The following is a 23,259-nucleotide window of genomic DNA, read 5'->3' as shown; positions in this document are numbered from 1 at the left end:
TGCCACGGCACTGCGCGCGCACAAAAAAACGGCGCCGCCCCACCCGGGCAAGCGCCGCAAACACGCATACAACACTGGAGAAAATCGCCGCGGTAAATCGCTTCGATTAGCCCGCAGCGGCCACCGTGTGCCGCAATTCCTGATAGCTGCGCAAACCCGCGAGTCCCAGTTCGCGCCCGATGCCGCTCAAGCCCATTCCGCCCCAGCACACCTGCGGAAAGATCAATTGCGGCGTGTTGATCCAGACGAGGCCCGCGCGCAGTTCCGCCTTGTAGCGGCGTTGCGCCCCGGCGTCCTGCGTCACGACCGTCGCCACGAGTCCATAGCGCGTAGCGTTGGCCAGCGCGATGGCTTCATCGTCGGTGCGGAACGACTTCACGCACGCAACCGGCCCGAACACCTCATCGGTCCACAACACGTTGTCGGCGTCGGGCTCGGCCACCACCACGGGCGCCATGAAAAAGCCCGCGCCGCGCGCGCGGTCCGTGTTGCCGCTGAAGGCGATCTGCGCGCCCGCCGCCACGCCCTGTTCAACCAGCGCCTGCACGCGCGTGCGCTGCGCCTGCGAAATCAGCGGCCCCATCGAAACCTGCTCGACATCCGGCGCGCCCACGCAGACCGCACGCACCGCCGTCTCGAACGCGGCCATGAATTTGCGGTAGACGTCGTCCTGCACGAGAATGCGCGCCGTCGCCGAGCACATCTGTCCGGCGTTCGCGAACGCGCCGCTCACCGCGAGCGAAACCGCATGATCGATGTCCGCATCGGCGCGCACGATCAGTGCGGATTTGCCGCCCAGTTCGAGCGTCACGCGCTTCATGTCCAGCGCGGCCGTCTGCATCACCTTGCGGCCCACGGCCGTGCTGCCCGTGAATGAAATCTTGTCGACGAGCGGATGCGCCGTGAGCTGCGCGCCCACTTCGCCGCCGCCGTTGACGAGATTGACCACGCCATCGGGCACACCCGCTTCGCTGACGATCTGCGCCAGCAGATGTTCGACCGGCGAGGTCAGCTCGGACGGTTTCAGCACCACGGTGCAGCCCGCCGCGAGCGCGGGCGCGAGCTTCCACGCGGTCGTCACCATCGGGAAATTCCACGGCACGATCAGCGCGGCCACGCCGACCGCTTCGTAATAGCGCTCGCCTGTGACGGTCTCGTCGGGCAGCGCGATCGTTTCGGGTGCGAACGCGCCGGTTTCCGCGCACAGGTCGCCGTAATACGTGAAGGTCGCGACGGCGTCGCTCACGTCGAGATCGGCTTCGAACGGCGGCTTGCCGCTCACCTGCATCTGCATCGCGGCGAGGCGCGCGCGGTCCGCTTCGATCAGTTCGGCGATCTTGCGCAGCAGCTTGCCGCGCGCGGCGGGCGGGGTCGCGCGCCATGCGCCGAGTGCGTCATGCGCGGCGCGCACGGCGGCGTCGATCTGAGCGGCGCTCGCCGGTTCCTGCCAGCCGATCGTTTCGCCGGTCGAGGCGTTGTGGATGGCGGTGGCATGTCTGGCGTCGTCGGCGTGCATCGTTGCGCCCGCAACGAAGGCGGCGGGCAGCACGAACGGGCCGCCGTCGCGGCGAAGAGGAGTGACGGTGGTCATGATGAGTGTCCGTTGAGAATCGAGCCGGAGTTGGGCGTAATCGTGCGCATCGACGCGCGTATCAGCGGTACGCGACGCCCGGCATCACGCAGAGCATTTCGAACGCGAGGTTCGCGCCCACCAGCGCGGTCGTGCCGGCCTGGTCATACGGCGGCGAGACTTCCACGAGGTCGGCGCCCACCACGTTGAGGCCCTTCATGCCGCGCACGATTTCGAGGCCCTGCTGCACGGTGAGCCCGCCCACTTCCGGCGTGCCGGTGCCGGGCGCGAACGACGGATCGAGCCCGTCGATGTCGAAGCTCAGATACACGGGCGTGTCGCCCACGCGTTCGCGCACCTGCGCCATCAGCGGCGCGAGCGACTTGTTCCAGCATTCCTCGGCTTGCACGACGGTGAAACCTTGCTGACGGCACCAGTCGAAGTCGTCGGCGTGATAGCCGGTGCCGCGCAGACCGATCTGCGTGACCTTGTCGCATTGGAGCAGGCCGTCTTCCACCGCGCGGCGGAACGGCGTGCCGTGCGCGATCTTCTCGCCGAACATGGTGTCGTTGACGTCGGCGTGCGCATCGATGTGCACGACCGCGACCTTGCCGTACTTCTTGTGCAGCGCGCGCAGGATCGGCCACGCGATCGTGTGGTCGCCGCCGAGCGTGATCGGCCGGCAGCCGGTCGCGACGATCTCGTCGTAGGCCGCTTCGATCAGGCGGATCGAGTCCTTCAAATCGTACGGATTCGTGGCGACGTCGCCGATATCGGCCACTTGCAGCGAGTCGAACGGCGCGGCGCGCGTCGCCATGTTGTAGGGACGCAGCAGCACCGATTCCGAGCGGATCTGACGCGGCCCGAAGCGCGCGCCCGAGCGGTTCGAGGTGCCGAGGTCGAGCGGCACGCCGACGAAACACGCGTCGAGGCCTTCGGTGCGGGTCGCTTGCGGCAGCCGCATCATGGTGGCGATGCCGCCGAAACGCGGCATGTCGTTGCCGCCGAGCGGCTGGTTGAGTTCGCGCTGCATGTCCTGTGTCTCCGATCTTGAAGTGATGACGATCGGGCGATGGTAGGCGAGACGCGCGGCGCGCGAATTACGAAGTGGAGATGTTTACATCGACGTCGATCGATGCAAAAGCCGCGTTACGCGCCCTGCAAACGGGGGCAAGCGTGGCCCCAGGCCACCAGTTCGCGCTTGGTGCGCACGCCGAGTTTGGCGAAGGCGCGCTTCACGTAGGACTCGGCCGTGGCGGTGCGCACGCCGAGAATTTCTGCGGCTTCGGGCACGGTGCGGCCCGTGATGAGGTGCGCGCAGATTTCGTATTCGCGCTTCGAGAGGCGAATGGCGTCGGCCGCGATGCGCGCATCGAATTGCGCGAGCGGATGCAGAAACGAAGTCGGATGCGCGACGCGCCGCGCGGCGCTGGTGGTCGCGTGCAATTCGAGCAGCGGAAACAGGAAGTCGCTGACGTTGCGAAAGCGGTTCATCTCGGCGAGCGTGAACGGCGGCGCATTGAGGGCGCGTTCGAGCGCGATCGAATGCTGGCCGTGGCGCGTGCCGCGCGCGAGCACGCATTCGTGCGCAATGAGCGCCTCGTCGAAAAGACGCTGGCGGAATTCGCCCGGCGGAATCGCGCCGATGTCGCGCACCACGAGCAGCGTGCCCACCTTGCCGCGAATACCCGCGAACAGCGGATCGCTTTCGTAGAAGCGGTCGTAGTAGAGCGTCATCACGTCGGAAATCGTGCCGCTGTCCACGCCCACGCCGCTGCTGCCGATCCATTCGCAGCGAAAGCCCGTGGGCATGCTGCTGTCGACGCGCGAGCGTTCGATATGCACGACGTTGAGCGGCACGATTTCGTTGAGCAGCAGCGTGAGGCGCGGCACGAAATCGGGCGTGCCGACGGCTTCGATCACCTGACCGAGCGTCTTGAACGAGAGGGGGAAATTCGCGGAATCGGGGTGCGGGGGGACGTTGAGCAGCATGGCGCGCACCGGAAAACAAGGCGAATCGATTATAGCCGAAGGGCGGAACGCCCCGCGAGGCGGGGATTTGCACGCATCGATCGCCGTTGCGGCAACAGGCAAGCGCGAGCAAGGGAAAACCCCTGGAAACATGACGAAAATGCCGCAAAAGGCATATTGCCCCCCCTGAGGGGGGGCATACCGTCGCCTCGCGAGTCGGTAACTTTGGCGCCACCGAATCATTTGAAACCGACACATCGAAGGAAACCAACATGAGCAAGCTGATTCACGACGTCAAGGAACTGGGCGCAGGTCTGGGCGATTACACCAAGCTCGACTACGGCATGGACGAAGGCGACTGGCGTGGCGCCGAAGGCAAGAGCGGCAATTACGTGGTGGGCTGGTGGGAAGGCAAGGTCGGCGCGGTCGAATTCCCGGCCACGGGCGCCGACGAAGCCGTGTGGCTCGTCGAAGGCAAGATCGCGCTGACCGACGTGAACGGCGGCCGCAAGGAATTCACCGCGGGCCAGGGCTATCTGCTGCCCGCCGGTTTCGCCGGCCGCTGGGAAACGGTCGAGGACGCGAAGAAGTTCTACGTCCTGCTCGAACCGCAGCAGTAATTCAGCAAGCCGCGCCGTCCTCGTGTGGGCGGCGCGGCTTGATTCGAATGTCGCTTTACGTATCGCTTCAGTTCCGCCTCAACCCGCCTCAACCCGCCTCAACCCGCCTCAAGCAGCGAAGCCATCATGAGCCCCACCGCGAATCGCCCTGTCTCGCCCGCCGCCTGCGGCGCGCGGGCTTCCGTCCCCGTTGTCCCCGTCACGAACAGCCGGTTTCAACGCGACGCGCTGCATTGCGCCGCATCGGCACCGGAAGAGGAGACGCATCATGAATGACCGCGCCCAACTCTTCGAAGCGGGCATGCCTGCCGATGCAATCGACGCGCGCCCCGCCGCGCGCCAGCCGGTCGCACTGGGCGTGGAAGAAGCGCTCGCACGCACCAAGCTGTTTCCGTACTGGCTCGACAATCCCGCCGAACCGCCCGCCGAGCCGAAGCTCACGAGCGACACGCGCGCCGATCTGCTGATCGTCGGCGGCGGCTTCACGGGTTTGTGGGCCGCGGTGCAGGCGAAGGAGCAGATGCCGGAACTCGACGTGGTGCTGATCGAAGCGGGCCAGGTCGCGCATGGCGCATCGGGTCGCGCGGGCGGCATCATCTCGACTTCGGTGATGCACGGCCTGCCGAACGCAGTGCGCGTGTTCCCCGACGACATCGCCGAACTCGAAGAATTCGGCCAGCGCAATCTCGACGGTTTCGAAGAGACGCTCAAGCGCTACGACATCGACGCGGATATCGAATGGAACGGCGAAATGACCGTGGCCGTCGATCCCGAGCACGTCGCGCATCTGCAGGCCGATTACGATCTGCACACCGAATACGGCCACAACGTCGTGATGCTCGACGAGCAGGCCACGCGCGAGCAACTGAATTCGCCGCTGTTCGCGGGCGCGCTCTGGTCGCGCAATCGCAGCGGCATCGTGCATCCGGCGAAGCTCGCGTGGGGACTCAAGCGCGCGGCGCTCAAACTCGGCGTGCGGCTCTACGAACACAGCCCGCTCACGAGCGTGACCGACGAAGGCGAGAGCGTGTTCGTGAAGACGCCCGAAGGCAGCGTGCGCGCGAAGCGCGTGCTGTTCGGCAGCGGCACCGCGAAGGTGGGCATCGCCGATATCAACCGCCGTGTGCTGCAGGTGCGCGATCACGTGCTCGCCACCGAGCCGCTCACCGACGAACAACTCGCGCGCATCGGCTGGAAGAATCGCCAGGGCATTTACGACACGCGCACGCAGCTCAATTATTTCCGCCTCACGAAGAACAACAACATCATTTTCGGCGGCCTGGTGAGCTATCACTTCGACGGCAATCCGGATCCGCAGCAGGACCAGCAGCGCGAAACCTATTACCGTCTCGCGCAGGCGTTCTACAAGACCTTTCCGCAACTCAGCGACGTGCGTTTCTCGCACGCATGGGGCGGTCCGATCGATTACTGCTCACGCGGCTCGGTGTTCGCCAAGCGCTATCTCGGCGACAAGGCGGTGTTCGTCGCGGGCTACACGGGTTTCGGCGTGGCCGCGAGCCGCTTCGGCGCGTTCATGGGCCTGAACATTCTGTTCGATCGCCAGAGCCCCGAGCGCACGCTCGACATCGCCAATCAGAGCCCCACGTATATCCCGCCGGAGCCGGTGCGCTGGCTCGCCGCGAAAGTGACCTTCCATGCGTTCGACGGCGCCGATGCCGAAGGCGGCTGGAAGCGCGCCTGGATCAAGGGCATCAAGGCGATGGGTTTCCCCATGTAAGTGACGGCGGCGCAGCGGCATGTTCTCCAATACTTCCGATCTCGACCTGCGACTCGTGCGGGTCTTCCTGGCCGTCGTGGACGCGCGCGGCATCACCGCCGCCGAAGCCACACTCGGCGTGCGGCAGTCCACCATCAGCTCGCAGCTCTCGGCGCTCGAAGCGCGCGTGGGCTTCACGCTATGCGAGCGCGGTCGCGGCGGCTTTCGTCTCACGTCGAAAGGCGAGCGCTTCGTGGCGTCGGCGCGCGCGCTGCTTTCGGCGACCTCGCAATTCGTCGCGCAGGTGCGTGACATCGATCGCAAGCTGGTCGGCACGCTGTCGATCGGCTTGATCGGCCAGGCCTCGCATGTGGAGAACGCGCGTCTCGCGGAAGCGATCGGCGCGTTTCGCAAGCGCGATCAGGCCGTGCGTTTCGCCATGCGCGTCGCGCCGCCGCAAGAGCTTGAAGAAAGCCTCGTCAATCATCAGCTCGATCTGGCGATTGGTTACTTCTGGCATCGCGTGCCGGGGCTCGATTACACCGAACTCTTCAGCGAGCGCCAGGTGATCTGCTGCGGGCGCGGGCATCCGCTCTTTCACGAAGCGCCCAACGCGACGCTCGACGATCTGCGCACGCATGACTGGATCTGGCGCAGCTATCCGGTGCCCGAGGAACTCGCGAGCATCGGCGAGCGCCAGGTCACGGCTATCGCGGACAGCATCGACGCGGCCACGGTGCTGATTCTCTCGGGCAGTCATCTCGGCTATCTGCCCGAGCATCACGCGGAGCCGTTCGAACAGCGCGGCCTGATACGCGTGCTCGGACGCACGGCCTTCGGCTTCGACGTGCCGCTGCATCTCGCGACCAAACGCGGCACCGTCGACAAGCCCATCGTGCGCGCGTTTTGCGAGGACTTGCTCAACGTTTATGGCGCGCACGGAGGGGAGCGCGCGGCGGCCTGAGAAGCACCGCGTGGCCGCTGTATCGCGCCCGCATCGATACATTGGCCACGCGTGATGTGAACGTTTCGAATACGCAATATGGCGCGCACTCGCGTGATTTAGAGTGACCGTCAAGGTGAAGACAGCGCATCGCATCGATGCGCAAGGAGTGAGACACATGGCTGACAACACGAGCATTACGCAGATCGAAACATTCGGTTTCGAACGCATTCCCGACGTTTCGCGCTACGCGCGTCCCATCGATCTTTTCCGGCTGCTGTTCGGCGGCTGCAATACCTTTTCGACTTCCGTCCTGGGCGCGTTTCCGGTGCTCGTCGGGCTGTCGTTTCAGGCGAGCCTCTGGTCGATCGTGATCGGCGTCCTGGCGGGCACCTTCATGCTCGCGCCGATGAGTTCGTTCGGTCCGCGTAACGGCACCAGCGATCCGGTTTCGTCGGGCGCGCACTTCGGCATTCATGGCCGGATCGTCGGCTCGTTTCTCGCGCTGCTCACCTCGATTGCGTTCTTCTCGCTCGCGGTGTGGAGTTCGGGCGATGCGCTCGTCGGCGGCGCGCACAACATGGTGGGCGTGCCCGTGAACGGCTGGACGCTCGGCTCGGCTTACATGGTGTTCGCCGTGCTCGTGCTGGTCGTGTGCATCTACGGTTTCCGCTTCATGCTGTGGGTGAACAAGATCGCCGTGTGGGCCGCGAGTTTGATGTTCATTCTCGGCGCCTTCGCCTTCGCGAAGACTTTCGATTTTCACTACGCGGGCACGCTGCAACAAGGCAGCGCGGGATTCTGGGCGGCTTTCATCGGCGCGACGCTGGTGGCGCTGAGCAATCCGGTGTCGTTCGCTTCGACGCTCGGCGACTGGGCGCGCTACATTCCCGAGACCATTCCGCGTCGCCGCGTGATGGGCGCCGTCTACGCCGCGCAGATCGCGACCTTCGTGCCGTTCTTCTTCGGCCTGGCGACGGCGACTATCATCGCCACGCACGCACCGAGCTACATCACGTCGAACGATTATGTGGGCGGGCTGCTGGCCGTGTCGCCGCGCTGGTTCCTGTTGCCGATGTGCCTGATCGCGATTATCGGCGGCATGTCGACGGGCACGACCGCGCTGTACGGCACGGGCCTCGACATGTCGAGCATGTTCCCGAAGTTCCTCAACCGCGTGCGCGCCACGCTGCTGATCGGCACGCTGGCGATTGCGTTTATCTTCATCGGCCGCTTCGCGTTCAATCTGGTGGAAAGCGTGTCGACGTTCTCGACGCTCATCTGCACGTTCAGCTGCCCGTGGATGGCGATCATGGTGATCGGCTTCATGCAGCGACGCGGCTTCTATCTCGCCGACGATCTGCAGGTCTTCAATCGCGGCGGTCGCGGCGGTCATTACTGGTTCACGCGCGGCTGGAATCTGCGTGCGATGGGTGCGTGGCTGCCTGCTGCATTCATTGGCCTCTCGTTTGTGAATCTGCCGGGTCAGTTCGTCGGGCCGCTCGGCTCGCTGGCGGGCGGCTGCGATCTGAGCGTGCCGATTTCGTTCGCGGTCGGCGGCCTGCTGTATCTCGCGATGCTGTCGCTCTTTCCGGAACCGGAAGCGGTGTATGGCCCGCACGGCCGACGCTTCGTGCGCGGCACGCGTGTTGTGCGCGAAGAACGCAAAGAACACGAAAGCGTGCCCAATTTCGCGGCCAATCGTGAATACGCAGAGTAAGGATCTGAAGGCTGTTCACGAAACGCGTGTGCGGCGCGTGTATCGAATGATGTAATCGCATCGAAAGACGCAGGCATGGGACCTGCTCCGATATCACCAGTGCGAGCTTGCAGACTGGCCCCGTTTGATCGCCGCGTTACGCGGCGTGGGGTGCAGTGCAGGCTCGCGTCCTTTTTGCGCAATTTTTTGCAACGGGCTGGTGATCGACCATGGAAGATTTTTTCAATCGACTGTTTCATTTGCAGCCTACGCTGCTCGATTCGGCGACGCACGATGTCGTGCATCTGGTCGTGGCGGCGCTGATCCTCGCAGTGGGCTGGTGGATTTCGAATCGCGTGGCGCAACTGTCCGAGCACATGCTGGCGCGCTCGCACGCGGACCCGACGCTCGCACCGATGCTCGCCGGCATCATGGCGTGGGCCGTGCGCGTGATCGCGATCGTGGCCGCGCTCAGCGAAGTGGGCATTGCAACGGCGAGCGTGCTCGCGGCGCTCGGCGCGGCGGGTCTGGCCATCGGCCTCGCGCTGCAAGGCACGCTGCAGAACATCGCGGCGGGCATCATGCTGCTGTTTCTGCGGCCGTTTCGCGCGGGCGACGTGATCGAAGGCAGCGGCGCGGCGGCGGGCATCGTGCGCGAAGTGGGACTGTTCACGACGCGTATCGAACGCGGCGACGGCAACGCCGTGTTTGTGCCGAACAGTCAGATCTGGAGCAATCCGGTCATCAACTACAGCAGCGGCGGCACGCAGCGCGTGGACGTGACGATCGATCTCGCGCGGCGCGAACAGGTCGATGCGGCGATTGGCGCGCTCAAGAAAATGATCGCCGACGAACCGCGCGTGCTGGCGGGCACGACGCTCGCACCGGCGATCGTTGTTGATCGTTATCCGGAAGACGGCGGCGTTCGGCTGCGCATGAGCGTGTGGGTGCGAAACCCCGACGCGGTGTTTGCGACCGACGATCTGCGTGAACATGCGGGCGACGCGCTGGCGGCTGCGGGGATTGCGGTGAAGGGCGCGACGAAGCCGCTTGAGCACGAAGAGGCGGACGCGGCGCTGTCGCATTCATAAGCGCTTATTGCCGAATCACACGCACCGGCAGGCCCAGCGTCGCGAGCAGACACAGGCCGTGCAGCGCGGCGAGCAACACGAACGCGGGCACGAAATGCTGTGACTGCGCGACCGACGTGTCGCGCATCGCGAGCGCAACGGTCAGCGAAATCATCGTCGTCGCGAGCGGGCCGCCGATGCGCTGCGCGATGTTCAACGCAGTGTTGGCGGTCGGCAAATTCGCTTTCGGCAACGAGGCGTAAGCCGCCGAAATCGACGGCACGCTAATCGTGCCCTGGCCGAATCCGGCGAGCACCAGACTCGCGAACGCCCACGCCGTGGAATACGTGTGCGCGGCCATCCACGCCAACACGAGCGTGGCCACGCAAGCGAGCAGCGCGCCGCCGGCAGCCAGCGCGCGGCAGCCGAACTTCTGCGTCAATGGCCCGAGCACCGCGAACGCGGCCATCATGCCGACGCCCGTCGCTGCGAGCAGCGTGCCCGCCTGCGCCGCGCTCAGTCCGCACGCCAGCATCAAATACAGTGGCACGACGAGCTGGCGTCCGAACAGCATGCCGTTCGCGCAGCATTGCGTGACGGCGGCAATCGAAAAGACCCGCGTGGAAAAAATGCGCACGTCGATGAGCGCGGCGTCGCGCTTGCGCATCGAGTGCGCCACGAACACTGCGAGCAACAGCGCGCCCGCGAGCACGCAGCGTTGTCCCTCGCCGCGCGCGACGTTCTGCAAGCCATACACGAGCGCGACGAGGCCCGGCGAAATCAGCGCGAAGCCGAGGAAGTCGAAGCTGCGGCGCGCGGGCGTATCCGCATCGCGCGGCAGCAGACGCCAGGCCATCGCCACACCCAACGCGCCAATCGGTACATTGACGAAAAAGAGCCACGGCCATTCGGCGCGCGCGAGAATCGCACCGGCCAGCATCGGACCGAGTATCGGCCCGAGCAGAATCGGCAGCGTGGCGTAACCCATCACGCGTTCGAGATGTTTACCCGCGACGCGTCCGATCATCATCTGCGCCATCGGCACGAGGATGCCCGCGATCAGCCCCTGAAAGAGCCGCGCCGCGATCAGCGCGCTCATGCTGTGCGCGAGGCCGCACAGCGCCGAAGCGAACGTGAAGGTGGAAAAGCAGAACACGTACAGGCGTTTTGCGCCGACACGGTCGACGAGCCAGCCGTTGAGCGGCAGTGTGAGCGCCATCGCCAGCAGGTAGCCGGTCACGATCCATTGCGCGGTGGCGAGATGCGCGTCGAGTGCGTGGCCGATGGTGGACAGCGACACGTTCACGAGCGTCGAGTCCATCTGCGACATGAACGAGCCGAGTGACACCACCGCCGCGACTTTCCAGACGGCGGGGGCAATGCGGTCCGCCGCAGTGGGGCGTGAATGCGGATCGGTCATGAAGGCGTTTGGCGGGCGTGGGTTCGGATCAGCCGCAAGCATGACTATTCGCCGCGCGGCTGGCAAGTCCATGTGCGCCTGCGGGCCGCGCCTGCGCGATGCCATTACAATGCCTCACTTCGACTCACTTCCGGTATTGCAACCGCACGCGCGCCATGAAATTCTTTCCCGCCTTCGCTCTCGCCACGCTTTCGATGACTGGCGCCACGCTCGCCTACGCGCAAGGCGCCGGTAACGCGGCGCAACAATCGTGCTCGATCGGCACCGTCAGCGGCGTGGGCGGCGCGGCGTCGAGCATGAGCGAGTACCTCGCGCTGCCCGAGCGCGATCGCTACAAATACTTCTCGGACCACCAGATCCAGTGCGACGTCACCGACGATAGCCGCGCGAAGAATTGCGTGGGTCTCACGAATCTGCGCAACGATAAAGTCAGCATTTATGACGACAGCGACAGCGTGACGACCACCGTGGTCGCGAAGATCGAGCTGGAACACGGCACGTTTCCGGCGATCATCGTCGTGCGCAAGCAGGACATCAAGTGCGAAGACTGAAGAACGGCAACCGCGTTTAGCCGTTTGCGCTGAACGCTTCGAACCAGGGCCACGGAAAGATGCCGCGATCGTGGCCGTCGCTGAATACGAGTTGCACGCCGTAACCCATCGGCGCAATGTCGCGCACCGTGACATCGTCGGCGACGTCGATTACGCCGCCTGCGAGGCGCGTGCTTCTGCACGCCGAGCACGGGCAGGCGCGCCGCAACGCGGCGTGCGCGATGCGCTGCACGTCGCCGTTCGGCCAGACCAGCGAGAGCGCGTCGCGCGCCTGGCGTAGTTCGACCGGCGCGTTCACGGCGTCCGTCCTTCGCGCTGCTGCAACGCGATGCGCACCGCTTTGCGCACTTCCGGATCGCGGTCTTCGAGCGCCGCGCGCAACGGCGCGATGACCTCGGACGTATCGAGTTCGCCGAGCGCCAGCGCCGCTTCCTTGCGCAAATTGCTGATCGAGTGGTCGAGCAGCGCGATCAGGGCGGACGCAGCCTGCACGTCTCCCATGCGACCGAGCGCCCGCGCGGTACGCAGGCGCACTTGCCAGTAATCGTCCGCGAGCGCTGCGATCAGCGGATCGCGCGCGCGCGCCACGGGCAGCTTGCCGAGCGTGGTGGCCGCTTCCTCGCGCACCTGCCAGTCGGCGTCACGCAGCGCATGCAGCAGGGCGTCGCCGAGCGTGGCGTCGTCGATCGGGCCGAAACCCAGCGCGCCGGTGGCGGCGCGGCGCACGACCGCTTGCGTGTCGTGCGCGGCGACGTTGGCGAGCGGTCGCAGGGCGCGCGCATCCTTGAGCCAGCCGAGCACGGCTACCGCTTCGAGGCGCACGTCGGCATGAGTGTCGGCGAGTGCGTCGAGCGCCGGTTCGAAGGCGCTTGCGTCACGCAACTCGCGCAGGCCGCGTAGCGCCGCGCGCCGCACGAACGGTTCGGGGCGCTGCGCCCAGCGGCGCAATACCGGCGCGGACGTGGCGTCCTTGAGTTCCGAAAGCGCTTGCGCCGCCGCGTCGCGCACGTTGTCGTCGGCGTCGAGCAGCGCAGCGCAGAGCGCTTCGGTCACGTCTTCGCTTTCCCACGACGCCAGCACGGTGGCCGCTTCGCGGCGCACCTCCGGCGCGGCGTCGTCGCGCAACGTGCCGACGAGCACGCCGACAAGCTCGGGCGCTTCGAGGTCGCCAATATCGAGCACGGCAATCCGGCGCACGGTTGCGTCTTCGCTGGCGAGCCGCGCGAGCACGGCGGCGGCTTCGGGCGGCAAATCGGTGAGAGTCGGATCAATCATTGAACAGGATGGCTAATTAATGGCGATGGGCGGGCGATCGTCGAATGCGTCTCCATCGCTATCGAAGCAGATAGGGAATGTCGACTTTCACCGCGCCGGTCGGGCAATCGCGCTCGCAGGGCATGCAATACCAGCATTCGTCGAATTGCATGTATGCCTTGCCTTTCGAGGTGTCGATGGCGAGTAGATCGAGCGGGCAGACGTCGACGCAAACCGTGCAGCCTTTATCCGCAATGCAGCGTTCTTCGTCGATGGTCACCGGCGCGCTGCTGCGCTGAAAAATGTCGTGGGGCGTGAAGCTCATGATCGTTTCCTGATGGCGGCCGGCGATTAGTGCGTGACTAGTGCTTCTTCGCGTTGGATGCGCATGCGGTCGTACGCGCTGCGCTCGTCGTTCGAAACCGGCACGATATACGGCTCGACGGGGCGCTTTTCGCTGACCATGCGGCCCGCTTCGTCCTTGCGCAAATGCGTGTGGCAGAACCACTGTTCGTCGTCGCGCTGCGGAAAGTCCACGCGATGGTGATACAGGCCCCAGCGACTCTCGGTGCGAAACAGCGACGCGCGTGCGGCCATTTCCGCGCAGTCGCGAATCGCACGCACTTCAGCCGCGCGCATCAATTCATGCGGATTGTTGGCCTTGATTGCGCCGATATCTTCTTCGATCGCCTCGAAGCGTTGCAAGCCAATTTCCATTTTGCGCGTCGCTTTCGGCGGTTGCAGATAATCGTTCACCATGCGGCGCAATTTATATTCGACTTGCGAGGGCGCGAAACCGTCCGCGCGTTCGAGCGGCGCGTAAATGCGCGCGCGTTCGGCTTCGACCTGCTCGCTATCGAGCGGCGCGTGTTCGCGGCTTGCAGCATATTCCGCGGCGTTTTCTCCGGCAAACCAGCCGTAGGTGAACGCGCCGAGCATATAGTTGTGCGGCACGGCCGCCATGTCGCCCGCCGCATAAAGACCCGGCACCGTGGTTTGCGCGCGCGCATCGACATACACGCCCGAGGCGCTATGGCCGCTGCAAAAGCCAATTTCGGAGATATGCATTTCCACCATCTGCTCGCGATAATCGGTGCCGCGTCCCGCATGAAAACGCCCCCGACTCGGCCGCTCGTTCGTGTGCAGAATCTGCTCGATGGTTTGAATCGTTTCTTCGGCGAGGTGATCGAGTTTCAGGAATACCGGTCCGTTGCCGCTTTGCAGTTCGCGGTAAAACTCCCACATCATCTGGCCGCTCCAGTAATCGCATTCGATGAAGCGTTCGCCTTTACCATTCGCCGTGAAGCCGCCGAGCGGTCCCGTTACGTAAGCACACGCGGGGCCGTTGTAATCCTTGATCAGCGGATTGATCTGGAAGCATTCGAGATTCGCGAGCGCCGCGCCCGCGTGATACGCCATGGCATAACCGTCGCCGGCATTGGTCGGATTCTCGTACGTGCCCATCAAATAGCCGGACGCGGGCAAGCCAAGGCGTCCTGCCGCGCCGCAGCAGAGAATCACGGCTTTCGCGCGCACGACCGTGAATTGCGCCGTGCGGCAGTCGAAGCCGAGCACGCCGCAAACAGCGCCTTGTGCGTCGGTCAGCAGGCGCGTGGTGACGATGCGATTCGTCATCTCGATGCGCGCGCGCTTGAGCTGCCGATACAGAATCTTCTTGATGTCGTGGCCTTCGGGCATGGGCAGCACATACGCGCCCATGTGATGAACCTTCTTCACCGCGTAATCGCCATTGCCATCCTTTTCGAATTTCACGCCCCAGCGGTCGAGTTGCTCGATAGTCGTGAAGCTGTGCTTCGCATAGGCATACACGGCCTCCTGATCGACAATGCCGTCGTTCGCGATGGTGATTTCGCGCGTATATTGCTCGGGCGTGGCGTGGCCCGGAATCACGGCGTTATTCAGGCCGTCCATGCCCATCGAAATCGCGCCGCTGCGCTTCACATGCGCTTTTTCGAGCACGAGCACCTTCAGTGCGGGATTGCGCTCCTTGGCCTTGATCGCCGCCATCGGGCCGGCCGTGCCGCCGCCGATCACCACGACGTCGTAGTCGAGCACTTCGGTATTCATTGCGTTTTCCTCGTTTGCGAACGGCCGCGCGCTCGCGGTTGAGCGGCTTTCTCGCGGTCCACGCGCAAGCGGTACTGGAATGCGTCGCCGCGAAAGTAGAGATATTCAAAGTCGATCGGCGTGCCCTGCGCGTCGTGCGTGGTGCGTTCGATGCGCAGCACGGGGCTGCCTTCTTCCACGCGCAGCGCGTTGACGATTTCATCGTCGGCGAGCATGGCGTCGATCGACACATCGGCGTGGCCGAGCGCGACGCCGCAATCGTTTTCAAGAATCAGAAAGATGTCGCGCGTGGCGAGATCGGCATTCGCCAGACGCTTGCCGAGCGACTCGGGCAACCACGTGAGTTCGAGCGAAACGGGTTCGCGATTGAGCAGGCGCACGCGGCGAATTTCGGTCACGTTCGCGCCTTCGGGCAGGCCGAGTTTCGCGGCGATATGGCGGTCGGCTTTCGTCACGCGAAAGCGCCGCAACTGATTGACGATCTCGTAGCCCATCGACGACATCGCTTCCGCAAAACCTTGCAGGGAAGTCACGTTCTGGAACGCGCGCGGCTTGGAGACGAACGTGCCTTTGCCATGCAGCTTGAACACGAGCCCTTCTTTTTGCAGGTCGCCGAGCGCCTGGCGCACGGTGATACGGCTCACGCCGAACATCGCGCAGAGTTCGTGTTCGGACGGCATGCGGCTGTGCGGCGGATAAGCGCCGTCGAGAATGCGCGCGCGCAGTGTCTCCTTGATCTGCGCGTAGAGCGGCTGGGGCGCCAGCTCGACGAGATTGGTATTGGCCATCGGCTTGTGGGGTCGGCGTATCGCGGACTTGTTATGACAAGATGATCCGCAGTGTAGGCAACGCCGCCTGGGCCGCAAACGAAGGAATTCTGCTAAGGATGTGCCGCCGCGCTATTTGCGCGCGGGCGCGGCCCGCGACGGCCGCGCCGGGTTGGTTCGCCGGCGGGTTACGGCGCGATGGAAGGCGGCACGCCGTCCGTGGCGGGCGGCAGAACCGCCGCGCGGCGCACGCGGGTCAGATCGACGATCTCGCCGTCGTGCCCTTGCAGGGCGGGCAGCGCGGGCACCGTGTCGTCCTTGACCAGCCAGTTATCGGATTTGTAGTTGGCCGAGCGCGCCTGCATATAGCCATAACGATCGGCGGCGATGGCCTGAAGCGTCGCGCCGTCGCGCACGATGACGGGCCGCAGGAAGATCAGCAGATCCTTCTTCTCGCGGCTCTTGGTTTCGTGCCGGAACAGTGCGCCGAGCACCGGAATCTTCGAGATCCACGGCGTGCGCGTGTTGCCGTTCGTATAGCTGTCGCTGATGAGGCCGCCGAGCGCCACGATCTGGCCATCGTCCGCGAGAATGGTGGTCTGCAACGAGCGCTTGTCGATGGTATATCCGCCCGATTGATCGCCGGTGCCGCTCTCGACGCTCGAATCTTCCGAATAGACCTGCATGGTGACCGTGCCGCCTTCGTTGATGCGCGGCTTCACGTTCAGAATAATGCCGACGTCGGTGCGCGAATACGTATTGAACGCATTCGCCGCCGATGAGCTCGACGAACTCGTGGAATACGAACCGGATTCGATCGGCACGTTGCTGCCCACGAGAATGCGCGCCTCGTGATTGTCGAGCGTGACGAGACTCGGCGTGGACAGCACGTTCACATCGGAATTCGTTTGCAGCGCGCGAAATAAGCCCTTGGTGCCGAGAATATTGCCGAATCCCGCCACCACGCCCACGTCGGTCGTGGTTTCAGCCAGCGATTCAAGGCCGGATGTCGTCATCCATTCAATGCCGAATTCACCGTCTTTTTCCGAGGTGACTTCCATGATCAGCGATTCGATATAGACCTGAACCTTGCGTTGATCGAGTCGCGCGATCACGGTGCTCAGATTGCGAAACACCGGATCGGGCGCGGTGATGATCAGCGAATTAGTCGACGTGTCGGCGACGATTTCGTTGCTGCCTTTGTCGCTTTGATCGTCGCTGGAATGCGCATCCGCTGAACCGCTGCCGCTCGAATTGCCCGAAGTGGACGAACTCGTGCTCTTGGTCGACGACGTATCCGATCCGCTCGGCAACGGCGGCAACGATCCATTGCTGTTGGGAAGTCCGGACGAACTCTGCGCGCTGCTGCCTAGCGCGCTCGTGAGCGAATCGCTGCTGCCGCTCGACTGGCCGAGGATCTGGCGCAGCGTCTTGGCGAGATCGGTCGCATCGGAATTGCGCAAGGTGACGATATGGATATTGCCGGGCGCGCGCGTGGGCGTATCGAGCTTGACGATCAGCGATTGCGCTTCGTCCAGTCGTGCCGCGCTGCTCGAACGCAACAACACCGCATTGCTGCGCGTGTCGGGCGTGACCACGACTTTCTGCGTCGGATCGTTATTGCCGATGCCGCTCAGATCCAGCATTTTCGTGGCTTGCTGGGAGACGTCGGTGGCGTCGGCGTAGTTCAGTTGCACGACCGCGATGTGCGGCGCGGACGCCGCTTCCATGCCCGCGATGATGGTCGCGATGCGACGCACGTTGTCGGCGTAATCGGTCACGACGAGCGTGTTGTTGCTTGCGTTCGCGGTGATTGTGTTGTTGGGCGTCACCAGTTGCCGCAACGTCGGTTGCAGCGTGGCGGCCGACTCGCGATGCAGCTGAAACACCTGCGTGATGACCTGATCGCCGCGCGCGACCGGTTCATTGCCCACGTAAGTCGGCACGCCCTGATTTTTTGCGTCCACTTCCGGCACGATCTTGAGCACGCCGTGGTCCTGCAACAGCGAGAAGCCGCGCATGCGCAGCGCCGATTGCAGGGTCTTGAGCGCTTCGTCGTCGGGCACCGCATTGGCCGAGACCAGGTCGAGCTGGCCTTTGACGCGCGGGTCGACAATGATGGTTTTGCCCGTGGCTTCGCCAATTGCGCGCGCCACGACGCTGATGTCCGCGTGCGCGAAGTTCATGACGACGGAAGCGTCGGCGGCGTGCGCGTAAATGGCGAAGCTGGCGGCTGCGGCGAGTCGCGCCGCGGTCGAGCGCAATACGGGAATGCGCGGCGCCGGATCGCGTTGAAGAGCTGTCATGGTCGCGTGGGCGTCGAGAAGGTGTGCAAGCATTGGCTTAGGGGCGAGCCACGGTAATAGGTTTGAATCGCACTGCGAATAACGGGGTGCTTCGGCTGACGAGAGCGTGAAGCGGGCGTCGCCTGAAATCTAATCGGACATGCGCGGCGGAACTGACTGAATTCTCTGGAGCGACGAAGTCTATTTTTTTCGCGTGGCTGAACAGTGACGATTCGTGGGAATGAAAATTAATGAATATTTCTATCCACGATGATTTCGACCGCTATTTATTACGCGGATGTAGTGAATGGGTGGAAAGCGTAAGCAGGTGTTCGACGCCGACCAGCGCGGTCGGCGTGCGCTTCAATTCGCGCTCTGGTGGCAATCGGGCGGCGGCCCGTTGGGCGGAGGACCATCCGGATGATGCGGCGGCGTGGCGCCGTCGAAATGCGAGTTGGCGTCGTCGGACGGCGGGTGGCCCGGCGGCGGTCCAGGCGGCGGACCACCGCAAGGCGGACGCGGCGGCGCACCGTTTGAATCGCCGCCGCCCGGATAGGACTGGGCCATGGCGCTCACGGCGGCACCGCCCAATACAACGCATGCAATCAAGGCTTTGAACTTCACGAGACGCTCCTCCTGATTGATTAACTCGTGTTCTTACGTCGTTGATCGCGCAACGGTTTAAATCTCGTTGCGCGAAGCGCAGTATTGCTTGGAAACATGACAGCGCGCAGCACGCTTTTACGCTTTCAAACCCGTATTTTTTTGGAAGGAATGCATCTGGAAAGAATCGTGAATAACCGGTGTTGTACCTGAAATATTCGATACGTTTCGACGTCACATTGGCAATGCATCATTCCCGCGCTGCGAAAAGAGCGAAGCAGTGGTCATTCAAAAACAGTAAATCAACGTAAAAGAAGGGGATTTTGATGCGCCGAAAAGTGACAGCCATCGCACTGGCTGCGATTGCAAGCTGGCTAGCCGCGTGCGGCAGCAGCACGAACAGCACCACCGTCAGCGCGCAAGATGCGTTGAACACCGCGACGCCGATCAAGCATCTCGTGGTGATCTACGGTGAGAACCAGTCATTCGATCATTACTTCGGGACTTATCCGAATGCGGATAATCCGTCGGGCGAGCCGGCCTTCACGGCGGCTTCCGGCACGCCGACGGTCAATGGCCTGACCACCACGCTGCTGACCGACAACCCGAATTCATACAATGCCACGAATCTCACGATTTCGGGCATTACGGCCGCCTATCTCGAGCCGTTCCGTATCGACCGTTCGCAGGCGAATACCGCTTCGCAGAACCACAATTACAGCCCCGAGCAGGAAGCCGAAGACAACGGCGCGATGGACGAATTCCCGTATTACACGGGTAAAGCCACCACGACCGGCTCCGGCGTGTTCGACACGAAGGGCATGGTGATGGGCTATTTCGACGGCAATACCGTCACCGCGATGTGGAACTACGCGCAGCAGTTCGCGATGAACGACAACGCCTATACGGGCACGTTCGGTCCGTCCACGCCGGGCGCGCTTGAAGTCATCTCCGGTCAGACCAACGGTGTGACCTTGACGACGGGCACGAGCACCAACAGCACGACCATTTCGAGCGGCACGTCGCTGAGCACGCAGGCGATTGCCGACGGCGCGGACGGCTTCTCGCTGATTGGCGACCTCGATCCCACCAACGACGCCTGCACGATCTCGAACGACAGCAGCACGACGGTCACGGCCGCGATGTCGTCGTCGAACAAAAATATCGGCGATCTGCTGAATTCGGCGGGCATTACGTGGGGCGGCTTCATGGGCGGCTTCAATCTGGACACCGTCAACGCGAACGGCACGACCGGCTGCACGCGCAGCACGTATTCGTCGGTGCTCAATTCGTCGATTGTCGATTATGTGCCGCACCACGCGTGGTTCCAGTACTACACGACGACCTCGAATCCCGCGCACACGCGCCCGACCTCGACGGCCTATATCGGCTACACCGAACCGAAGGACAGCACGTCCACGCCGGTGCATCACCAGTACGACATCAACGACTTCTACACGGCGGTGAAGGCCGGCAATTTCCCGTCGGTGAGTTTCCTGAAGGCGCCGGCGGTGCAGGACGCGCACGCGGGTAATTCCGATCCGCTCGACGAGCAGGCTTTCGTAACCAACGTCGTGAACTTCCTCGAAGAGCAGCCGGACTGGAAGAACACGGCCGTGATCATCGCTTATGACGATTCGGACGGCTGGTACGACCACCAGTACATCACGCCGACGAGTTCCTCGTATTCGAGCAACGACTATCTGAACGGCACGAGCACCTGCGGTACGGGTACGGCGCCGCTGGGCGTGACGGGCTCGCCGGTCAACGGCCGTTGCGGCCCGGGCACGCGCACGCCGTTCATCGTGATTTCGCCGTGGGCGCGCAGCAATTACGTGGATAGCACGGCGATTACGCAGGCATCGATCACGCGCTTTATCGAAGACAACTGGCTGGGCGGCACGCGCATCGGCAGCGGTTCGTTCGACGATACGGCGGGCAGTATCACCGCGATGTTCAATTTCAGCGGCAGCGGCAATACCGGCAAGCTGTATCTGGATTCGAACTACGGCACGAAGCTGTCTTCGGCGCCGGCCATATCGGTGACGAACTAGCGGCACGGCCACGCTCGACGCGTGGTCTGAGCAGCGGGTTGGCGCAGGACGCCGACTCGCTTTTCGCCTATTCGCTGTTTATCTCTTAGTTGTTGTCGCCATGAATTCAAGCTCGAATGTTGTTCCGCCGTTGACCGCGCATGGCTCGCAGAATGCGGGCGCGCCGCGCCGATATCGCCTCGTGCTCTGGAGCGCGCTGGCCGTTCTGCTGATGATGACGTGCGCGGCCTACGCGTTCATGCATCCGGAGCGTATGCCGAAAGCCGTCGGCGAAATGCTCGAAAACGAGTTTGGCGTGAATCCCCACCCGGTTCATCTGATGCGGCCGCAGAATGCGCCATTGAGCTTGCTGGCGCAAATCGGCAAACAGATTTTCTACGATCCGTCGCTCTCCGCGTCGGGTACGCAGTCTTGCGCGTCGTGCCATAGCCCTCAGCATGCTTATGGTCCGCCGAACGCGCTCGCCGTGCAGTTGGGCGGCGAGCATCTGACGCTCGAGGGTTACCGGCCGCCGCCGTCGCTGACCTATCTGTATCGTCAGGCGAACTTCAGCATCGGCCCCGATCCCGTGGATATGGACACGACGCCGGTGAGCCTCACCGATACGGCACAGCAGGCGCAAGGCGTGGCGCGCGCGCAGAAGAACGCCGGCGTCGCGCCGGCCGCACCCGCGATGGTGCCGCAAGGCGGGCTGTTCTGGGACGGCCGCGCGGATACCTTGCAGGCGCAGGCAATGGGGCCGCTGTTCAATCCGGTGGAAATGGCGAATACGAGCGAAGCCGAAGTCGCTCAAAAATTATTGCGCGGCGGTTATGCCGAGAAACTGAAGAAGCTCTTTGGACCGGCGATGCTGCATTCGCCGGTGATGTTGGTCGATGAAGCGATGTCGGCCGTCAGTCGCTATCAGATCGAAGATGCCTCGTTCCATGAATTCAACAGCAAATACGACGAATGGCTCGAAGGCAAAGCGCGTTTGAGTCCGGCGGAATTGCGCGGTCTGCGTCTGTTCAACAATCAGGACAAGGCGAATTGTGCGGGTTGCCATTTGAGTCAGCCGGGTCGCGATGGATTGCCGCCGCTCTTTACCGATACGCAATACGAGGCATTGGGCGTGCCGCGTAATCCGGCGCTTGCGCAGAACAAGGACGCGAAATTTTTCGACATGGGCGTTTGCGGTCCCTATCGTCATGATCTCGCCACTCAGACGCAGTATTGCGGCATGTTCCTGACGCCGACGCTGCGCAATGTCTCGACGCGTCAGACGTTCTTCCATAACGGTGTGTATCGCGACCTCAAACAGGTGATGGATTTTTATAACCTGCGCGAGACGAGCCCGGAAAAGATCTATCCGCGCGATGCGGCGGGCAAGGTGGAAAAGTACAACGATATTCCGCCGAAATATGCGGCGAATATCGATGTGGCGGACGCGCCGTTCGATCGTAAATTCGGCGACAGGCCCGCGATGTCCGAGCAGGATATCGACGACATCATTGCGTTCCTGAAGACGTTGACGGACGGGTACAAGAATTGAGCGCAGTGTGTTCGAGTGCGGCTTCCGTAACGGCCGCGTCGGGATCCGTGGCCACGCGCGCATCCCGGCGTTTCAATCGACGCGCGCGCGGTTTCACGATGATCGAAGTGCTCGTCGCGCTTGCGATTATTGCCGTGGCGCTCGCGGCTTCGCTGCGCGCGGTCGGCAATCTGGCGTCGAGCGATGCCGAATTACATCGGCGCATGCTCGCGGGCTGGACGGCCGATAACGCCTTGACGGAATTGCGCCTCACGCACGCGTGGCCCGCGCCTGGTGTGCGGCAGTTCGATTGCTCCGAAGGCAATCTCGCGCTGATGTGTACGCAGCGTGTGAGCACGACGCCCAACGCGCAATTCCGGCGCGTGGAAATATTGGTCACGACGCCAGGCCGCAAAGAAACGCTGGCGCAAGTCATGACGATGCTCGACGATGAAAATAACCGCTCGCTCTAGACGCCGCGCCAAACCGCGTGCGCGTACGCGCGGCTTTACGCTGATCGAACTGATGGTGGCTATCGCGATTCTCGCGGTGGTCGCCGTGCTTTCCTGGCGCGGACTCGACGCCATCGCGCGCGGCCGCGATGCGATCTCGCGTTCGATGGACGACGAGCGCGTATTTGCGCAGTTGTTCGATCAGATGCGCATCGACGCGCGGCAAGCGGTCTCCGATGACGAAACCGGCGGCAGTGCGATCGTCGCCGAGCGTTCGGGCCTGCAGATCGTGCGCACGTATGCGGTCGGGCAGGATCGCGCGCCGCGTCTTCAAGTGGTGCGTTATGAGGTTGCCAATGGGCTGGTCACGCGTTATGCGTCGCCGCCGCTGCGTAATTTCGGCCAGGTGCGTCGTGCGATGCGCAGCGGCGCGGACAGCACGTGGACGGCGGTGCCGCTCATGAGTGGCGTCGGCGAGATTCAGGTGCGCATGTTCGTGCCGCCGGGCGGCTGGACGATGCAGATGGCAGACGTGCGCAACGCCATCGAAACCAACGACAACAATCTGACGATTCCGCAACTGGCCGCGATGCCGTTGCCGCGCGCCGTGGCCGGGTTCAAGGTCAGTATCCGGTCGTCGTCGCTCGCGCGGCCCATCGACCGCGCGTTTCTGGTGGGAGAGTGA

21 protein-coding genes are annotated in these 23,259 nt (G+C 63.6%); 10 read left to right on the top strand and 11 right to left on the bottom strand.

What is annotated here, in order from left to right; genetic code table 11:
* Window positions 1-106 precede the first annotated feature (106 nt).
* From SB764_RS09545 to SB764_RS09535, 3 genes are all read right to left on the bottom strand, one after another.
* On the bottom strand, window positions 107-1,591 hold the full coding sequence (locus tag SB764_RS09545) for an aldehyde dehydrogenase family protein (RefSeq protein WP_410863366.1): 1,485 nt from the start codon (window positions 1,589-1,591) through the stop codon (window positions 107-109).
* A gap of 61 nt (window positions 1,592-1,652) precedes the next feature.
* The gene (gene speB / locus SB764_RS09540) at window positions 1,653-2,603 is read right to left on the bottom strand and encodes an agmatinase (RefSeq protein WP_065058795.1); all 951 of its coding nucleotides are present in this window, start codon (window positions 2,601-2,603) and stop codon (window positions 1,653-1,655) included.
* A gap of 116 nt (window positions 2,604-2,719) precedes the next feature.
* Entirely contained in the window at window positions 2,720-3,562 is an 843-nt protein-coding gene (locus SB764_RS09535; RefSeq protein ID WP_410863364.1) for a helix-turn-helix transcriptional regulator, read from the bottom strand.
* A gap of 251 nt (window positions 3,563-3,813) precedes the next feature.
* Here SB764_RS09535 and SB764_RS09530 point away from each other — a divergent pair, with 251 nt between their 5' ends.
* The 5 genes from SB764_RS09530 (at window position 3,814) to SB764_RS09510 (ending at window position 9,611) form a co-directional block, all read left to right on the top strand.
* The gene (locus SB764_RS09530) at window positions 3,814-4,161 is read left to right on the top strand and encodes a cupin domain-containing protein (protein WP_074986924.1); all 348 of its coding nucleotides are present in this window, start codon (window positions 3,814-3,816) and stop codon (window positions 4,159-4,161) included.
* A gap of 301 nt (window positions 4,162-4,462) precedes the next feature.
* Complete coding sequence (locus SB764_RS09525) at window positions 4,463-5,899, top strand: NAD(P)/FAD-dependent oxidoreductase (protein WP_241030695.1); 1,437 nt, start codon at window positions 4,463-4,465, stop codon at window positions 5,897-5,899.
* 19 nt (window positions 5,900-5,918) lie between these two features.
* Window positions 5,919-6,842 (top strand): LysR family transcriptional regulator, encoded by a 924-nt coding sequence (locus tag SB764_RS09520; RefSeq protein WP_110328761.1) that lies wholly within the window; start codon window positions 5,919-5,921, stop codon window positions 6,840-6,842.
* 157 nt (window positions 6,843-6,999) lie between these two features.
* Window positions 7,000-8,541: a purine-cytosine permease family protein gene (locus tag SB764_RS09515; RefSeq protein WP_080180882.1), complete on the top strand. Its 1,542-nt coding sequence runs from the start codon at window positions 7,000-7,002 to the stop codon at window positions 8,539-8,541.
* 209 nt (window positions 8,542-8,750) lie between these two features.
* On the top strand, window positions 8,751-9,611 hold the full coding sequence (locus SB764_RS09510; protein ID WP_082991771.1) for a mechanosensitive ion channel family protein: 861 nt from the start codon (window positions 8,751-8,753) through the stop codon (window positions 9,609-9,611).
* A gap of 4 nt (window positions 9,612-9,615) precedes the next feature.
* On the opposite strand, the gene SB764_RS09505 is transcribed toward SB764_RS09510, so the two are convergent.
* Window positions 9,616-11,010: a DHA2 family efflux MFS transporter permease subunit gene (locus tag SB764_RS09505; RefSeq protein WP_410863361.1), complete on the bottom strand. Its 1,395-nt coding sequence runs from the start codon at window positions 11,008-11,010 to the stop codon at window positions 9,616-9,618.
* A 155-nt stretch (window positions 11,011-11,165) separates the two neighbouring features.
* Here SB764_RS09505 and SB764_RS09500 point away from each other — a divergent pair, with 155 nt between their 5' ends.
* Window positions 11,166-11,561 (top strand): hypothetical protein, encoded by a 396-nt coding sequence (locus SB764_RS09500; RefSeq protein WP_074986968.1) that lies wholly within the window; start codon window positions 11,166-11,168, stop codon window positions 11,559-11,561.
* 16 nt (window positions 11,562-11,577) lie between these two features.
* Here the strand turns inward: SB764_RS09500 and SB764_RS09495 are convergent, their stop codons facing one another.
* From SB764_RS09495 to SB764_RS09465, 7 genes are all read right to left on the bottom strand, one after another.
* Entirely contained in the window at window positions 11,578-11,859 is a 282-nt protein-coding gene (locus tag SB764_RS09495; protein WP_074986921.1) for a DUF971 domain-containing protein, read from the bottom strand.
* Window positions 11,856-12,836: a HEAT repeat domain-containing protein gene (locus tag SB764_RS09490; protein ID WP_183716889.1), complete on the bottom strand. Its 981-nt coding sequence runs from the start codon at window positions 12,834-12,836 to the stop codon at window positions 11,856-11,858. Before SB764_RS09490 ends, SB764_RS09495 begins: the two co-directional genes overlap by 4 nt.
* 58 nt (window positions 12,837-12,894) lie before the next feature.
* Window positions 12,895-13,140, bottom strand: coding sequence for a ferredoxin family protein (locus SB764_RS09485; protein ID WP_065058806.1), 246 nt, complete (start codon window positions 13,138-13,140; stop codon window positions 12,895-12,897).
* A gap of 26 nt (window positions 13,141-13,166) precedes the next feature.
* Window positions 13,167-14,903 carry a fumarate reductase/succinate dehydrogenase flavoprotein subunit gene (locus tag SB764_RS09480; protein WP_110328757.1) on the bottom strand — a complete coding sequence of 579 codons (1,737 nt, stop codon included), beginning with the start codon at window positions 14,901-14,903 and terminating at the stop codon, window positions 13,167-13,169.
* Window positions 14,900-15,691 (bottom strand): GntR family transcriptional regulator, encoded by a 792-nt coding sequence (locus SB764_RS09475; protein ID WP_065058809.1) that lies wholly within the window; start codon window positions 15,689-15,691, stop codon window positions 14,900-14,902. The genes SB764_RS09480 and SB764_RS09475 overlap by 4 nt, the downstream gene beginning before the upstream one ends.
* Before the next feature lie 167 nt (window positions 15,692-15,858).
* A complete protein-coding gene (locus SB764_RS09470) occupies window positions 15,859-17,976 on the bottom strand; it encodes a secretin N-terminal domain-containing protein (RefSeq protein ID WP_321905703.1) in 2,118 nt (705 codons plus the stop codon).
* Between the two features lie 832 nt (window positions 17,977-18,808).
* The gene (locus tag SB764_RS09465) at window positions 18,809-19,009 is read right to left on the bottom strand and encodes a hypothetical protein (protein WP_234775384.1); all 201 of its coding nucleotides are present in this window, start codon (window positions 19,007-19,009) and stop codon (window positions 18,809-18,811) included.
* On the opposite strand from SB764_RS09465, the gene SB764_RS09460 reads away from it, so the two are divergent.
* The 4 genes from SB764_RS09460 (at window position 18,987) to SB764_RS09445 (ending at window position 23,259) form a co-directional block, all read left to right on the top strand.
* A complete protein-coding gene (locus SB764_RS09460; protein ID WP_260183781.1) occupies window positions 18,987-20,612 on the top strand; it encodes a phospholipase C in 1,626 nt (541 codons plus the stop codon). The two genes, SB764_RS09465 and SB764_RS09460, sit on opposite strands and share 23 nt — an antisense overlap.
* A gap of 100 nt (window positions 20,613-20,712) precedes the next feature.
* On the top strand, window positions 20,713-22,143 hold the full coding sequence (locus SB764_RS09455; RefSeq protein WP_065058812.1) for a cytochrome-c peroxidase: 1,431 nt from the start codon (window positions 20,713-20,715) through the stop codon (window positions 22,141-22,143).
* Between the two features lie 47 nt (window positions 22,144-22,190).
* A complete protein-coding gene (gene gspI, locus SB764_RS09450) occupies window positions 22,191-22,595 on the top strand; it encodes a type II secretion system minor pseudopilin GspI (protein ID WP_322019449.1) in 405 nt (134 codons plus the stop codon).
* On the top strand, window positions 22,573-23,259 hold the full coding sequence (locus tag SB764_RS09445; protein WP_074986914.1) for a type II secretion system protein J: 687 nt from the start codon (window positions 22,573-22,575) through the stop codon (window positions 23,257-23,259). The genes gspI and SB764_RS09445 overlap by 23 nt, the downstream gene beginning before the upstream one ends.

The sequence above is a fragment of the Paraburkholderia sp. SIMBA_027 genome (assembly GCF_046535315.1).
In the GTDB taxonomy this organism is placed as follows: Bacteria; Pseudomonadota; Gammaproteobacteria; order Burkholderiales; family Burkholderiaceae; genus Paraburkholderia; species Paraburkholderia tropica.
This window is presented reverse-complemented; position numbering and strand designations above follow the sequence as displayed.

Excerpts from the sequence above, each read along its gene's own strand:
- SB764_RS09545 (WP_410863366.1), bottom strand. The coding sequence starts at position 1,591 with ATGACCACCGTCACTCCTCTTCGCCGCGACGGCGGCCCGTTCGTGCTG.
- speB (WP_065058795.1), bottom strand. The coding sequence starts at position 2,603 with ATGCAGCGCGAACTCAACCAGCCGCTCGGCGGCAACGACATGCCGCGT.
- SB764_RS09535 (WP_410863364.1), bottom strand. The coding sequence starts at position 3,562 with ATGCTGCTCAACGTCCCCCCGCACCCCGATTCCGCGAATTTCCCCCTC.
- SB764_RS09530 (WP_074986924.1), top strand. The coding sequence starts at position 3,814 with ATGAGCAAGCTGATTCACGACGTCAAGGAACTGGGCGCAGGTCTGGGC.
- SB764_RS09525 (WP_241030695.1), top strand. The coding sequence starts at position 4,463 with ATGCCTGCCGATGCAATCGACGCGCGCCCCGCCGCGCGCCAGCCGGTC.
- SB764_RS09520 (WP_110328761.1), top strand. The coding sequence starts at position 5,919 with ATGTTCTCCAATACTTCCGATCTCGACCTGCGACTCGTGCGGGTCTTC.
- SB764_RS09515 (WP_080180882.1), top strand. The coding sequence starts at position 7,000 with ATGGCTGACAACACGAGCATTACGCAGATCGAAACATTCGGTTTCGAA.
- SB764_RS09510 (WP_082991771.1), top strand. The coding sequence starts at position 8,751 with ATGGAAGATTTTTTCAATCGACTGTTTCATTTGCAGCCTACGCTGCTC.
- SB764_RS09505 (WP_410863361.1), bottom strand. The coding sequence starts at position 11,010 with ATGACCGATCCGCATTCACGCCCCACTGCGGCGGACCGCATTGCCCCC.
- SB764_RS09500 (WP_074986968.1), top strand. The coding sequence starts at position 11,166 with ATGAAATTCTTTCCCGCCTTCGCTCTCGCCACGCTTTCGATGACTGGC.
- SB764_RS09490 (WP_183716889.1), bottom strand. The coding sequence starts at position 12,836 with ATGATTGATCCGACTCTCACCGATTTGCCGCCCGAAGCCGCCGCCGTG.
- SB764_RS09485 (WP_065058806.1), bottom strand. The coding sequence starts at position 13,140 with ATGAGCTTCACGCCCCACGACATTTTTCAGCGCAGCAGCGCGCCGGTG.
- SB764_RS09480 (WP_110328757.1), bottom strand. The coding sequence starts at position 14,903 with ATGAATACCGAAGTGCTCGACTACGACGTCGTGGTGATCGGCGGCGGC.
- SB764_RS09475 (WP_065058809.1), bottom strand. The coding sequence starts at position 15,691 with ATGGCCAATACCAATCTCGTCGAGCTGGCGCCCCAGCCGCTCTACGCG.
- SB764_RS09470 (WP_321905703.1), bottom strand. The coding sequence starts at position 17,976 with ATGACAGCTCTTCAACGCGATCCGGCGCCGCGCATTCCCGTATTGCGC.
- SB764_RS09455 (WP_065058812.1), top strand. The coding sequence starts at position 20,713 with ATGAATTCAAGCTCGAATGTTGTTCCGCCGTTGACCGCGCATGGCTCG.
- SB764_RS09445 (WP_074986914.1), top strand. The coding sequence starts at position 22,573 with ATGAAAATAACCGCTCGCTCTAGACGCCGCGCCAAACCGCGTGCGCGT.